Genomic DNA, 13,453 nt, shown 5'->3' with positions numbered 1-13,453 from the left:
TCCCGTCGCGGGATGATAAGCCTCTCACGGCGCCTTCGTCTGTGGGACGGGCAGCACTTCGCGCACCACGCCCAGCATGTACTCGCCCAGCGCCAGCTGTCCGTGCATCGACAGGTGGGTGTCGTTCGAGAAATAGAAGTCCTGCATCTGGTGGCCCTTCTCGCGCGCGAAGGCGTAGAGGTCGGGCCCGAGCTTCGCCTCGCGGAAGCCATGCACGAAGTCCTTCGAGAAGTCGGGTCGGAGGAAGACGGTGGTCTTGTTGGGGATCACCATCCACAGCTGCGGGATGGTCTGGTGCTGCGCCGCAAAGTTCTTGATCCGGTCCAAGGTGCCCGTGGTCAGCGGGCCGTTGCCCTCGTCGTCGACGAAGACCGGCAACTTGTTGCACTCGCGGTGGGAGAAGTACTTGCAGCCGTCCGGCAGGGGCCGGACCCAGGTGTTCTTGTTGAACAGGAGATCGACGGCCGAGTTCCTCGCGCGCCAGGAGTTGTAGTAGGCGGCCGGGCCGGTGTCGAAGCGTGCGCTCCAGTTCGGCAGGGCGTCGGGGCCCGGAAGCTCGGCGGGCTTCACGAAAGGCTCGAGCTGGGACGAGAAGGGCTTGATGACCTTCTCGCAGGTCTGGCCGCTCACCGTCCGCTCGTCGAGCAGGCGCTCCACGCTTTCGAAGATGATCAACTTCCCCTTGAAGCCCGCGCGCTGGATCCACTGGTCGAAATCCTTGCACATCACCGTGCCGTATTGGCCCCAGTAGGTGGTGGCCACGCGGTAGCCGGCCTTCGCCAGCGAGGCCTGCCAGTAGAGGGTCATCGAAAAACTGTCGCCGATGACCAGGATGTCGGCCTGGTCGACCGGCGCGGACTTCAGGTACGCCGGGTCGACCGTGGGGGCCGGCTTGGTCCAGCCGAAATCCTCTTCCGCCAGGTGGCCGATGCGGGTCAGGTCGCCATAGGGCGGGAGACTGGTGAGCGAGACGAGCCACATCACGAACACGGCCACGTAGCCGGTGACGAAGATGCGAAGCCAGACTTTTGCGAGCGTCATGTGCAAACAGGCCTGATCAGAACTGGAAGTACAGGAAGGGGCTGTAGCCACCCAGCTTCGACACCGCCCAGGCGAACATCAGGAAGCTGCCGGCGGCAATCAGCACGGTCGAGCCCAGGGCCAGCACCCGGCTGCCCGCCACGGCCTGCGGATGGGGCACCCAGCGCTCGAGCGAGATGGTGGGCGGGAAGGCCAGGCAGATCAGCACGCCGATCAGCATCGTCCTGAAGAACTCGGACTTGCGGTAGGGCACCAGGCCCATCTCGCTGAAGGCAGTGGGCGGCGCTCCGTGCAAGCCCAGCATGCCCTTGTAGACCGCCGCCGCCGTGTGCAGGCCGTCGGCGCGGAAGACCACCCAGGCAATCATCACGCAGAGGAAGGTGAGCAGCCAGCCGAACACGCGTGCGATGGGCCCCGCCGGAACGTTGCGCCGCACCTTGGCGTTCCAGAGGTGGTTGACCATCAGGTAGGCACCGTGCAGCGCGCCCCAGATCACGAAGGTCCAGGCGGCGCCGTGCCAGAGCCCGCCCAGCAGCATGGTGAGGAACAGGTTCAGGTAGCGCCGGGCTTCGCCCTTGCGGTTGCCGCCCAGCGGCACGTAGAGGTAGTCGCGCAGAAAGGTCGACAGCGAGATGTGCCAGCGGCGCCAGAACTCGATGATGTTGGTCGACTTGTAGGGCGAGCGGAAGTTGAGCGGCAACTGCACGCCCAGGCACATCGACAGGCCGACCGCCATGTCCGAATAGCCCGAGAAGTCGAAGTAGATCTGCAGCGTGTAGGCGAGCACCCCGAACCACGCCGTGTAGAGCGTGGGCGTCAGGCCGTTGTGCGCGCCGTTGAACATCAGGTCGGAGTACTGGCCCATCGGGTCGGCGATCAGCAGCTTCTTGGCCAGGCCGAAGCTGAAGATCGCCAGGCCCAGCGCCACCTTGCGCGGGTCGGCCTTGTAGGTCTCCGGGTTGGCGAACTGCGGCATCATCTGCGCGTGGTGCAGTACCGGGCCCGCGATCAGGTGCGGGAAGTAGGTGACGAAGAGCGCGTAATGCACAAAGCTGCGCTCGTGCACCTTGCCCTGCCAGCAGTCGACCAGGAAGGCGATCTGCGTGAAGGTGTAGAAGGAAATCCCGATCGGCAGCGCGATGTGCAGCATCGGGATGGGTGAGAAGCCGCCCGCCGCCAGCCCCTCGTTGACGTTCGACACGAAGAAGTTCGCGTACTTGAAGACCGCCAGCACGCCGAGGTTGACCACCAGGGCGACGATCAGCAGGCGCTTGCGCTGGGCGTCGTCGCGGCCCGGCCCGGGCGTGAGGCGCAGCCCGAACCAGTAGTTGATGCAGATCGAGGCGATCAGGAGCGGCATCGCCTTGACGCTCCACCAGCCGTAGAAAAAGAGCGAGGCGAGGGCCAGGAAACCGGCCGCCGCGCGCGCGTTGCGTTGACCGATCAGGAAGAAGCCGAACAGGACGATCGGAAAAAAGACAAAGAGAAACGCGTGCGAATTGAAAAGCATCTCGGAGGGGCGTGCGCGCTGGCCTCGCGCGCCGCCTTCTTCTGTTCGGTGGGGGATCCGCCCGCCGGGGCAGCAAACCCCGCATTATCGCTGGGCAGCGGGGTGCCAGGACAGAGCGCGAACTTCCAGCGCGAGTTCCTCGAGCGAGAGCGTTTCGTTGAAGATCACCGCGTCGGCGGCCGCGCGCCGCGCGCTGCGCGGCGCCTGCTGGGCGATGACGGCGCGCACCGCCTCCGGGGTCCAGCCCGAGCGGGCGATCACGCGCTGCAGCTGGGTCTCTTCGGTGGCATCGACCACCAGCACGCGGTCGACCAGCGCGCGCCAGCGCCTCGATTCGACCAGCAGGGGCACGTCGAAGACGATCAGGCCCGGGCCGGCAGCGGCCGCCTGGGCCTCGCACTCGGCGCCGATCGCGGGGTGAAGAATGGCCTCGAGCCGCTGCTTGGCCGCGGGGTCGGCGAACGCCAGCTCACGCATTCGCGCGCGGTCCATGCTGCCGTCCGCGGCGACGACCGAGGGACCGAAGGCGGCTGCTATCGCCGGCATCGCGGCGCCTTGCGGCTGGGTGATGGCGCGCGCGATGGCGTCGGTGTCGATCAGCGTGGCGCCGTCCGCGACCAGGATGGACGCGACCGTGCTTTTGCCGCTGCCGATGCCGCCGGTCAGGCCGATGCGTCGCATGGCGGCGGCCCTCTCAGGACGTCAGCGCACCCAGGGGAAAGGCGAAGGGGATCCATTGCCGCACAGTATCGGGCCCGGCGACGAGACACACGAGTCCGGCGCCCGCCAGGAAGGGGCCGAAGGAGATCGGAACGTCCTTGTGGGCCAGCTTGCCGATCAGCAGCAGCAGGCTGCCGAGGATGGCGCCCACCAGGGACGACACCAGCACGATGGCAATGAGGTAGTCGGCACCCAGCCAGGCGCCCAAGGCCGCCAGCAGCTTGAAGTCGCCATAGCCCATGCCCTCCTTGCCGGTGGCGAGGCGGTAGGCGTGGTAGACGAGCCACAGGCTCAGGTAGCCGAACACGGCGCCCCAGACCGCGGACGCCAGCGGCACGCGTGTCAGGCCTGCCGCCGCGCCGATGAGGCCCAGCCAGAGCAGGGCATAGTTGAGCGAGTCGGGCAGGTACTGCGTGTCCAAGTCGATCAGGAACTGGCAGACCAGGAGCGCGGCGAAGGCGGCCCACAGTGCCGCGGTCGGCGACAGGCCGTGGCGCCAGGCGCACAGCGCGAACAGCGCCCCCATGACCAGTTCCACCAGCGGGTAGCGCGGGCTGATCGATGCCTTGCAGGCGCTGCAGCGTCCGCGCAGGAAGAGATAGCTGAGCACCGGCACGTTCTCGTACCAGCGGATCGCGTGGCCGCAGTGTCCGCAGCGCGAGGCCGGACGCGCCAGGCTGAACTGGGGCAGGGCGTCGACGGCCTTGGCCGCTTCGCCGGCGGCTGCCTCGAGCTGGGGCGGCGTGTTCGTCTTCGGGCCGAACACCAGGCTCCACAGCGAAGGCACGCCATCGACCTTCATCAGGTTGCCCACGGCCTCGCCCAGCCACTGCCGGTACATCATGATCGGCGTGCGGTAGATCACCACGTTGAGGAAACTGCCGACGAGCAGCCCCAGCACGCCGGCCAGCGCGGCGTCGACCCCCTGCGACGGCAGCATCAGACGACCTGGCCGAGCTTGAAGATGGGCAGGTACATCGAGACCACGATGCCGCCGATGATCACGCCGAGGAACACGATGATGATCGGCTCCATCAGGCTCGACAGGCCCGCGACCATGTCATCGACCTCCGACTCGTAGAAGTCGGCGGCCTTGCCCAGCATGTGGTCGATGGAGCCGGACTCCTCGCCGATGGCGGTCATCTGCAGCACCATCGAGGGGAAGAGGTTGGCGTTGGTCATGGCCATGGTCAGGCTGGTGCCGGTCGAGACCTCCTGCTGGATCTTGACCGTGGCATCGCCATACACCGTGTTGCCCGAGGCGCCGCCCACCGAGTCGAGCGCCTCGACCAGCGGCACGCCGGCGGCGAACATGGTGGCCAGCGTGCGGGTCCAGCGCGCGACGCATGACTTGTCGATCAGCACGCCGAAGATCGGAACGCGCAGCAGCAGGCGGTCCATGAAGCGCTGGACCTTCTCGTTGCGCTTCCAGGCCTGGAAGAAGAAGTAGAGGCCGCCGCCGATCACGCCGAAGATCAACCACCAGTAGGCGACGAAGAACTCGCTCATCGCCATGACGAAGAGCGTCGGCGCCGGCAGGTCGGCGCCGAAGGAGGTGAACACCTGCTTGAAGGCCGGGATGACGAAGATCATGATGATTGCCACCACCACGAAAGCCACCACGACCACCGAGGTCGGGTACATCAGCGCCGACTTGATCTTCGACTTGATGGCTTCCGTCTTCTCCATGTAGGTGGCCAGGCGGTCGAGCAGCTCTTCCAGGATACCCGCGGCCTCCCCGGCTTCCACCAGGTTGCAGTAGAGGCTGTCGAAGTACCTGGGGAACTTGCGGAAGGCGGAAGACAGCGAGGTGCCGGTCTCCACGTCGCTGCGGACGTCGTTGAGCAGCTTGGCCACGCTCGGGTTGGCGTTGCCGCGGCCCACGATGTCGAAGGCCTGCAGCAGTGGGACGCCCGCCTTCATCATGGTGGCCAGCTGGCGCGTGAAGATGGCGATGTCCTTGGGCTTGATGGCCTTGCCGGAGCGCATGCGCCGCTTCTTGATCTTCGAGGCCAGCACGCCCTGGCGCCGCAGCGCGGCCTGGACCTGGTTCTCGCCGGCGGCGCGGATCTCTCCGCGCACCACCTTGCCGTTGCGGTCCTTGCCTTCCCATTCGAAGACGAATTCCTTGAGCGTTGCCCGGGATGCTGCTGCCGTTGCCATTCGATGTCCGCTTCTCTATTCGTTGGTGACCGCGAGCACTTCTTCGAGCGAAGTCAGGCCCTGCATGACCTTCCGGAGTCCGGACTGGCGCAGGGAGCGCACGCCCTCGGCTTCGGACTGCTTGGCGATATCGAGCGCGCTTCCGTCGCGCAGGATGATCTGCTGGATTTCCTCGGAGATCGGCATCACCTGGTAGATGCCGACGCGGCCCTTGTAGCCGCCGTTGCAGGCCGAGCAGCCGACGGGCTTGTAGGGCTTCCAGGTGCCGTCGATCTCGCGGTCCTTGAAGCCGGCTTCGAGCAGCGCTTCCTTGGGCACCTCGGTCGGCGCCTTGCACACGGTGCACAGGCGGCGCGCCAGCCGCTGCGCGGTGATCAGGATCACGCTGGAGGCGATGTTGAAGGGCGCGATGCCCATGTTGCGCATCCGCGTCAGCGTGGTCGGGGCGTCGTTGGTGTGCAGGGTGGAGAGCACCAGGTGGCCGGTCTGCGCGGCCTTGATCGAGATGTCGGCGGTTTCCAGGTCGCGGATTTCGCCGACCATGATGATGTCCGGATCCTGGCGCAGGAAGGCGCGCAGCGCGGTCGCGAAGGTCAGGCCCGCCTTGTCGTTGACGTTGACCTGGTTGACGCCGGGCAGGTTGATTTCGGATGGATCCTCGGCCGTGGCGATGTTGACGCCCGGCTTGTTCAGCAGGTTCAGGCAGGTGTAGAGCGACACCGTCTTGCCCGAGCCCGTCGGCCCGGTGACCAGCACCATGCCGTAGGGGCGGCCGATGGCCTGCAGCAGCCGCTCCTTCTCGTCGGGGTCGTAGCCCAGGGCGTCGATGCCCAGGCGTGCGCTGCTCGGGTCGAGGATACGCACCACGATCTTCTCGCCGAACAGCGTGGGCAGGGTGCTGACGCGGAAGTCGATCACCCGGTCGGGGCCGATCTTGAGCTTCATGCGGCCGTCCTGCGGCACGCGCTTCTCGGAGATGTCCAGGCGCGAGATCACCTTGATGCGCGAGGCCAGCTTGTCCTTGATGACGGTGGGCGGCGTCGCGATCTCGCGCAGCTCGCCGTCGACCCGGAAGCGCACCCGGTACTGGTGCTCGTAGGGCTCGAAGTGGATGTCCGATGCGCGCATGCTGAAGGCGTCGAGCAGCATCTTGTGCAGGAAGCGCACGACCGGTGCGTCCTCGACCTCGGCGACCGCCGCTTCGCTCGCGTCGGCGCTTTCGGCGATCGAGGAGTCGTCGAACTCGAACTCGGCGCCGACGATGCTGTCGATGGTTTCGGCGGCACTGGCCGCCGCCGCCTCGATCATGCGGGAGAGCTTGTCGTACTCGGCGACGACCCAGTCCACGCCCATTTGCGAGGCGAACTTTATTTTTTCCGCCGCCTGCTGATCGGAGGGGTCGGCTGTTGCAACAATGAGACGATTGTTCCGCTTGCTCAGCACCACGACCCGATAGGCCTGGCACAGCTTCGAGTCCAGCAGGTCCTTGGGCAGGCGCTGCTGATCGATCGCATCGAGGTCGAGCAGGGGGGCGCCGAAGGCGCTCGACAGGGTGTGCGCGAGATCGGCCGCCGAGACGGCGCCGGTGCCGGTCAGCTCGGCAATAAAGCTGCTGCGCCCACTGAGCGACTTCTGGTAGATCTCCTCCGCGGTCTTCGCCGGCAGCTTGCCGGCGGAGATCAAGGCGCGCGCCAGGCCGGGCAGGGCGATGGACGAGCTTTCTTTGATGAGAGGTTCAGCGGCAGCCATTCAGTGGAATGTAACAAGACGTGAAAAAGTGCGTCACGATCATCGCCGATCACCCAGGGGCTGTAAACCGCGCCGCCGGCCCAGGGTGCGGAGCATTTTGCACTTGCAGCCGGAAAGACGCGTCGAAATGAATGCCTTCGGGTGAATGGCTCCTGCTGAAAAATTCCCGACTTTCAGCGCTCGAAACGAGGCGCCAGTTTAGGCCTAAACCGGGCTGCCGCTTCGTCGTTCGAGGCGATTGCTTGCGCCCCCGCTATCTTGCCGGCTGCACTTTCACACGCTCGTTCGGGAGCTCCCCGAACATCTCCGGCGCATACAAGGCCTCGACCCGGCTGGGCGGCAACGCGAACTCGCCCACGTTGTTCAGCCGCACCGTGTACTCCATCTTGACCACGCCCTTGGGGAGGTACTCGTAGTAGCTGCGGAAGGCCTCGAAACTGCGCTCCTCGAAGGCCGGCCAGCCGCTGCCCGAGCGCTTCTCGCCCTGGGTCGCGATCTGCGAATCGCGGCCCAGCCCGCTGCCCAGGATGGTGGCGCCGCCCGGGATCGGGTCGGTGATCGCGACCCAGGTCATGTCGGCGCTGGCGTTGACCTCCAGGCTCACGCGCAGCACGTCGCCCCGCGTGTAGACGCCCTGGACGGCCTGCTCGAGCGGCGCGACGGTCTTCTTGATCGCATAACCGGCCGCGAAAGGCGCCTTCAGCTGGACCGCCGCGATGGACTGCAGGGTGAGCCACGGCCTGCCGCTGCCGCTCTGCGTGACCAGCAGCGTGTCGCGCGCGGCCGGGGCCGCCGCCGGCCAGGGCAGGAACATGCTGTTGTTGCGCAGGTTGCCGGGCGCGGCGGGCGCGCCGAAGGCGTTGCGCTGGTTCGGCGCGCCGGCCGGGTCGCTGGCCTTGATGCGCTCGACCTTGCTCCAGTCCACCTGGGCCTTGGTGCCGCCCAGGTTGGCCGCGGTGAGGCCCGCGACCGGCGCGCTCTCGAACTGCTTCGAGAACTTCTCGAGCGCCAGGCCGCCCCAGAGGTTGGCGGTGGTGGTGTGCCAGGCGCCGTTCTGCTGGCGGCCGATGAAGCCGACGGCGAGCCGGCCGATGTCGTCCTTCCACGCCGGGTCGTCCAGCACGGTGAGCAGCAGGCGCGCGGTGTTGACGTCGCCATTGGCCATCAGCCACCACCAGTAGTCGTCGCGCTCGGTGCTGAAGACCAGCTTGGTGCCCTGGTAGCTCAGGCGCGCCTTCAGCACGTTGTTCGCCTCCTCGAGCCGCTGCTGGCGCTGCGGCACGTCGGGCACGCGCTTGAGGATGTTGATCCAGTCGAGCACCGCGCCGGTCGGCCACTGGTTGGGCGCGATGGCGATGCTGCCGGTCATGCGGCCCTGCACCTTGCCGTAGCGCGAGAGCGCTTCCAGGGCGGCGAGCTTGCGCACGTCCAGGTCCTTGCGCGGGCTCCAGAACTCGCGCTGGATGCGGCCTTCGACGAAGGCGATCAGGCCCTGTTCCATCGGCGCCCGCGCAGCGTCGGGCAGGGCAAAGGCCGCATCGAGCGCGGCCGCCTCGTGCGTGGCGGCCAGCAGGTAGGCGGTCAGGATGTCGCTGCCGCGGTTGGCCTCGCCGTCGCGCGGCGGGAAGTAGTTGGCCAGGCCGTCGCTATCGAGGTAGCTGGGCAGCTGTCCGATCACGGTCTGCCAGGCCTTGCCGTCGCGCAGGCCGATGGACTTGCTGGTCTTCTGTTCCAGGCAGGCGTAAGGGTAGTTGGCGAACCAGTCGCGAACGCCGGTCAGGCCCTCGGCCAGCCGCGGCTGCAGCGAGAGCTTGAGCCCGCCGCGGCCGGGCAGGGCGTCCGCCGGCGGCGCGACGTCCAGGGTAAAGGGGCCGTCCAGCTGCACCAGCGTGGCCTGCTGCACCGTGAGCGGCACGGCCGGCACGATGCGCTGGCGCACCTTGAGCGCGTCGCGCGCGCCGCCGATCTGGTCCTTGGCCTCGATCTCCCACAGGAGGGCCTCGGCACGTGTCTGCGCCAGCTGGGCCGGAGCGGTCACCATCCAGGCCAGCTCGCGGGCCTCGCCGGCCGGGATGTCGACCGTCTGGGGCTCCAGCTTCAACAGCGTGGCGCGCGGCGCCGCCTCTACCTTCATCGCCTTCTGCGTGGTGTTGCGCAGGGTGACCTGGGCGCGGAACTGGTCGTCCTCGCGCACCAGCGGCGGCAGGCCGCTGACGATCTGCAGATCCTGCGTGGCCTGGATCGAGGCCTGGCCGGTGCCGAACAGGCCCGTGCCGGCATCCGCCACCGCGACGATTTTGAAGGTGGTCAGCGCATCGTTGAGCGGCACGGTCACAGTCGCCTGGCCATTCGCATCGAGCACCACGGCCGGATTCCAGAGGAGCAGGGTGTCGAGCAGCTCGCGCGTCTGGCCCTTGCCACCTCCGCCGCCGGCCGGCACCGCCTTGCGGCCGTAGTGCCGGCGGCCCACGATCTCCATCTGCGCGGTGGAGGTGGAGACGCCCCAGCTGCGCCGCTGCAGCATGGCCTCGAGCAGCTTCCAGCTGTCGTTGGGCATCAGCTCCAGCAGGGCCTGGTCGACCGCCGCCAGCGCCACCTCGGCGCCCGCGGCGGGCTTGCCATCCGGCAGCTTGGCCGAGATCGTGACCAGCGCCTTGCCGCGCACCGGGTAGCTGGGCTTGTCGCTCGCCACCTTCACGTCGAGCTGGTGGGCCTGCGTGCCGACGCGGATCTCGGCCAGCCCGAGCCGGAAGGCCGGCTTGCTGAGGTCGACCAGCGCGGTCGGCGCCACGTACTCCTTGCCCTCGTGCCAGAAGGCGGTCCACCACTCGCGCGGCGCCTTGAAGCCCCAGGTGAAGAAGCTGTACCACGGCACCTCGCGCAGCCGCCCGCGCAGCGCGAGCACGCTCACGTAGGCGTTGGGTCCCCACTCGGGCTTGACCTGCAGCGTGACCGTCGGGTCCTTGCCGTCCAGCCGCACGACCTGCGTCTCGATCACGCCCTCGCGCTCGACCGACACCAGCGCGGTCGCGAAGCGGAAGGGGCTGCGCACCTGGAAGCGGGCGGTTTCGCCGGGCTGGTAGTTCTTCTTCTCGGGCAGCACGTCGATGCGGTCGTGGTCCTCGCCGCCGAACCACAGCTCGCCCTGCCGGGTGACGTAGACGGAGCTCGCGGCGCGGCTGTCGCGCCCGTCCTTGTCGGTGGCGCTGGCGATCAGCTCGACCTGGCCGGACTCCTTGAGCTCGGCCTCGCACAGCAGCAGGCCGCGCGCATCGCTCTTGCCGCTGCAGACCGTGCCGATCTCCTTCACCTCGGTCTTGTTGTCGTAGGTGTAGAAGCCGCCCACCATGCGCTTGCGGCTGGTGGTGGTGATGCGCGCGATGGCGCGCACGTTGAGCGTCACGCCTTCCTGCGGCTTGCCGGCGAGGTCCAGGGCCAGGGCCTGGAACTTCAGCTTCTGGCCGGTCGAGACCCAGCCCTCGGTCTTGATGCCGGCGATCACGGCCGCGGGCCACAGCGCCTGCACGCTGCGCAGCGTCTGCACCTCGCCGTTGGGATCGGCGTAGGTGGCTTCGAGCAGCAGCTCGCGCGGCGTCGCCTTGGCCAGCGGGATCTTCTCGATGGTGAGCTTGCCCGCGCCGTCCTTGTCGAGCGTGAGCGGCAGCTTGTCGGCCACCACGCGCAGCTCCTGCGAGGCCGAATCGGCCTCCTCGGCGTCGGCCGCGGCCGTCTCGTCCTTGCGCGGCGGCGCGAAGCTGAAGCTGTCGAAGTCGGCGAAGGTGAGGCTCTTGGCCCGCACCGCCGCCGACACGCGCACCGGCAGGTGGGCGGCGCCGCCGCCGGCCACGTAGTTGATCTGCACGTCGGTGGGCAGCGAGGTCGCGGCCACCAGCGGCTTCTTCTCGGCCGGCGCGATGCGGCCCTCGAGCACCGGCAGGCGGAACTCCTCGACGCGGAACTGGCCGGTGCCGAAGCTGCGCTGGCCGCCGTCCTCGCCGTCGCCGGCGCTGCCGTCCTTGCCGTTGCGCAGCTCGACCTGGTAGAGGCCGAGCTTGGCTGATGGCGGGATCGCGAAGGTGTTCTCGCCGCTCTGGCCGCCGGTCGCGGTCTTGCGCCATTGGAGCGGCTGGGTGTACTGCTGTCCGCTGCCCACGTGCGTCACGATCAGCGTGTCGGGCAGCGTCTTCGGCAGCCCGAACCCTTCGCGGGTCTGGGTGCGGATCAGGTGCTTCATCGACACCGTCTCGCCGGCGCGCAGCAGCGTGCGATCGAACACGGTGTGGGCCACGCGGTCGGGCTCGGCCTCCAGGCTGGTCGGCACGTTGAAGCGCCAGGGCTCGATGCCGCGCTGCCAGTCGCTCCAGGTGAAGGCGAGGTCTTCCACGCCGGCCTCGTCCTTGGCGCGGGCGCTGACGAACCAGGCGTCGCCGCTGTAGTCCTCCTCGCTGGAACAGCTCGGCGGGCTGGACGAGATGCCCGTCAGCTGCACCAGGCCGCGCGCATCGGTGGTGCCGGCCGCGACCTCCTTGCCGTTGCAGTCCGAAACGCGCACGGCGGCGTTGGGCACCACCTTGCCCTTGTCCAGCGTCGTGACCCAGGCGAGCGCGTTCTCGCGGCCCAGCTTGAAATGCACCGCCATGTTGGTGGCCAGCGCCGTGGTGCGCACATACATCGTGCGGCCGGCGCCGTAGCGCTCGTCGAGCAGCGTGTCGCCCAGCTTCTGCGAGGCGATCTCCAGCACGTGGAAGCCCGGCGTGAGCGGGATGCCGATCACCTCGAAGGGCCGTGGGTCGCCGCCTTCGGCCTTGGGCATGTCGAGGGTCTTCACGCCCGACTGGCCGCCGAGCAGCGAGACCATGCGGGTCTGGACGTTGTCGCGGTCGTCCTTGTCGATCACCTTGGGCAGCGCGCCCTTGACGTCGCGCGCCGCCTGCGTGCGCGAGAGGGTGTAGTTGCTGTCGTAGCGCCGCACCTTGCGGAACCAGGCGATGATGTCCGCGTCGGTCTTCGGATTCATGTCGCTGACCTTGCCGGGCGTCAGCGCCTGCACCTGCAGCGCCGGCTCGACGCGTCGCACCGTGACCGGCATCAGCGCGGTGCCGCCGGGCTCGGCCAGGCGCTCGACCACGCCGAAGGGCGAGGCCGCGAACTTGGCCAGCGGCGGCATCGCGCCGGTCGCGACCTTCAGCGGGAAGCTGTCGGGCGAGGCCTGGGCGCGGCCCGAGGCATCCTCGAACCTGGCCGGCAGCGTGAGGATGAAGGGCGTCTGCTCGGCGAAGGGCGGCGGGAAGCTCACCGAATCGACCACCGCGTCCTCGTCCTTGGACGTGTTCTCGTCGTCGAACTTGGGCTTGAGCGTCTTGCCCCCGCCTTGCAGGGTGATCTGCGCCGCCAGCTTGCGCGCCACCGGCGCGTTGAACTGCAGCACCATCGGCTTGAGCGGCAGGCAGGCCGACTGCGCGTTCTCGCGCTCGCAGCTGAAGGAGACCGCGAAGGGCTCGCGCACCTCGAAGTTCAGGCGCCGCTCGGCCGCGTTGGCCACGCCGGAGGGTGTGGCCACGCCCTTGCCGTAGACCAGCTGCAGGCGCCCGCCCGGGCTCAGCCGGCGATTGCACTGCAGCGTGACGAAGCGCAGCGGCGTCTTCTCGGCCTCCTTGTCGCGGCCGAAGGCCTTGAGCAGGGCCTGCCGTTGCGCACCCTCGACCAGGCGCACCGGGATGCGCTCGCCCACGCCGTCGGCCTGGCACCAGATGTTGTCGCGCACGCTCTCCAGCGTGGCCGGGCCGTTGAGCTCCAGCATGAACTGCTGCTCTTCGTCGATCTTGCCGTAGCTGGGCTGCCAGTTGCGCACGAAGGGGCCGCCGCTCGAGAACTGGTAGCGCTCCGGCCCCGTCAGGTCCGCCCCCGAGGCCGACTTGAAGCCTGCGATCCGCGTGACCGTGCAGCGCACGCCCGGCGGCAGGTCGTTCTCGAAGTCCCAGACCCACTGCTTCTCGCCGGTCCACCGGCCCGTGCCCTTGCCGGCCTGCGCGTCGCTGCAGCTGACGGCGAGCGGGGCGGGCGCCTTGGGATCGCCGAAGTTGACGGCCGCCTGGTCGAACTTCGCGACCACTTGCCGGATCCGGGCCACTTCACCCTGCGGCGTGAGGCTGGCGATCTGCAGCGCATGGGCACCGAGGCTGCAAAGGGTGAGGGCGGCGGCCGCAAAGGTCCGCGTCATTGTTCTCGTTTTCAAGGGCTTCTCCTTCGGGTGCGCAGGGTAGCGCAACT

The 13,453-nt window shown here is 68.2% G+C and carries 7 protein-coding genes; all 7 read right to left on the bottom strand.

The annotated features are described in order from the left end of the window. Positions 1 to 24: 24 nt before the first annotated feature. The 7 genes from AC3A6X_RS02725 to AC3A6X_RS02695 all read right to left on the bottom strand — a co-directional run bounded on the left by AC3A6X_RS02725 (position 25) and on the right by AC3A6X_RS02695 (position 13,403). On the bottom strand, positions 25 to 1,041 hold the full coding sequence (locus AC3A6X_RS02725; RefSeq protein ID WP_487840702.1) for an HAD family hydrolase: 1,017 nt from the start codon (positions 1,039 to 1,041) through the stop codon (positions 25 to 27). Positions 1,042 to 1,057: 16 nt separating this feature from the next. Continuing rightward, positions 1,058 to 2,551, bottom strand: a complete 1,494-nt coding sequence (locus AC3A6X_RS02720) for an MBOAT family O-acyltransferase (protein ID WP_487840701.1) — start codon at positions 2,549 to 2,551, stop codon at positions 1,058 to 1,060. A gap of 84 nt (positions 2,552 to 2,635) precedes the next feature. Continuing rightward, positions 2,636 to 3,232 (bottom strand): dephospho-CoA kinase, encoded by a 597-nt coding sequence (coaE, locus tag AC3A6X_RS02715; RefSeq protein WP_487840700.1) that lies wholly within the window; start codon positions 3,230 to 3,232, stop codon positions 2,636 to 2,638. 13 nt (positions 3,233 to 3,245) lie between these two features. Further along, positions 3,246 to 4,211: a prepilin peptidase gene (locus AC3A6X_RS02710; protein WP_487840699.1), complete on the bottom strand. Its 966-nt coding sequence runs from the start codon at positions 4,209 to 4,211 to the stop codon at positions 3,246 to 3,248. After that, positions 4,211 to 5,434: a type II secretion system F family protein gene (locus AC3A6X_RS02705; RefSeq protein ID WP_487840698.1), complete on the bottom strand. Its 1,224-nt coding sequence runs from the start codon at positions 5,432 to 5,434 to the stop codon at positions 4,211 to 4,213. Before AC3A6X_RS02705 ends, AC3A6X_RS02710 begins: the two co-directional genes overlap by 1 nt. Positions 5,435 to 5,449: 15 nt before the next feature. Next, positions 5,450 to 7,183 carry a type IV-A pilus assembly ATPase PilB gene (pilB, locus tag AC3A6X_RS02700; RefSeq protein WP_309965039.1) on the bottom strand — a complete coding sequence of 578 codons (1,734 nt, stop codon included), beginning with the start codon at positions 7,181 to 7,183 and terminating at the stop codon, positions 5,450 to 5,452. Positions 7,184 to 7,436: 253 nt separating this feature from the next. Then, on the bottom strand, positions 7,437 to 13,403 hold the full coding sequence (locus tag AC3A6X_RS02695) for an alpha-2-macroglobulin family protein (protein ID WP_487841085.1): 5,967 nt from the start codon (positions 13,401 to 13,403) through the stop codon (positions 7,437 to 7,439). Positions 13,404 to 13,453 lie beyond the last annotated feature (50 nt).

The sequence above is a fragment of the Variovorax sp. Soil_C_12 genome (assembly GCF_057657375.1).
The sequence above is the reverse complement of the archived record's forward strand: the minus strand, read 5'-3'. Positions and strand labels throughout refer to the sequence as shown.

Bases quoted from the DNA above. Each gene is read 5' to 3' on its own strand.
- pilB (WP_309965039.1), bottom strand. From the start codon at position 7,183: ATGGCTGCCGCTGAACCTCTCATCAAAGAAAGCTCGTCCATCGCCCTG.
- AC3A6X_RS02710 (WP_487840699.1), bottom strand. From the start codon at position 4,211: ATGCTGCCGTCGCAGGGGGTCGACGCCGCGCTGGCCGGCGTGCTGGGG.
- AC3A6X_RS02725 (WP_487840702.1), bottom strand. From the start codon at position 1,041: ATGACGCTCGCAAAAGTCTGGCTTCGCATCTTCGTCACCGGCTACGTG.
- AC3A6X_RS02720 (WP_487840701.1), bottom strand. From the start codon at position 2,551: ATGCTTTTCAATTCGCACGCGTTTCTCTTTGTCTTTTTTCCGATCGTC.
- AC3A6X_RS02695 (WP_487841085.1), bottom strand. From the start codon at position 13,403: ATGACGCGGACCTTTGCGGCCGCCGCCCTCACCCTTTGCAGCCTCGGT.
- AC3A6X_RS02705 (WP_487840698.1), bottom strand. From the start codon at position 5,434: ATGGCAACGGCAGCAGCATCCCGGGCAACGCTCAAGGAATTCGTCTTC.
- coaE (WP_487840700.1), bottom strand. From the start codon at position 3,232: ATGCGACGCATCGGCCTGACCGGCGGCATCGGCAGCGGCAAAAGCACG.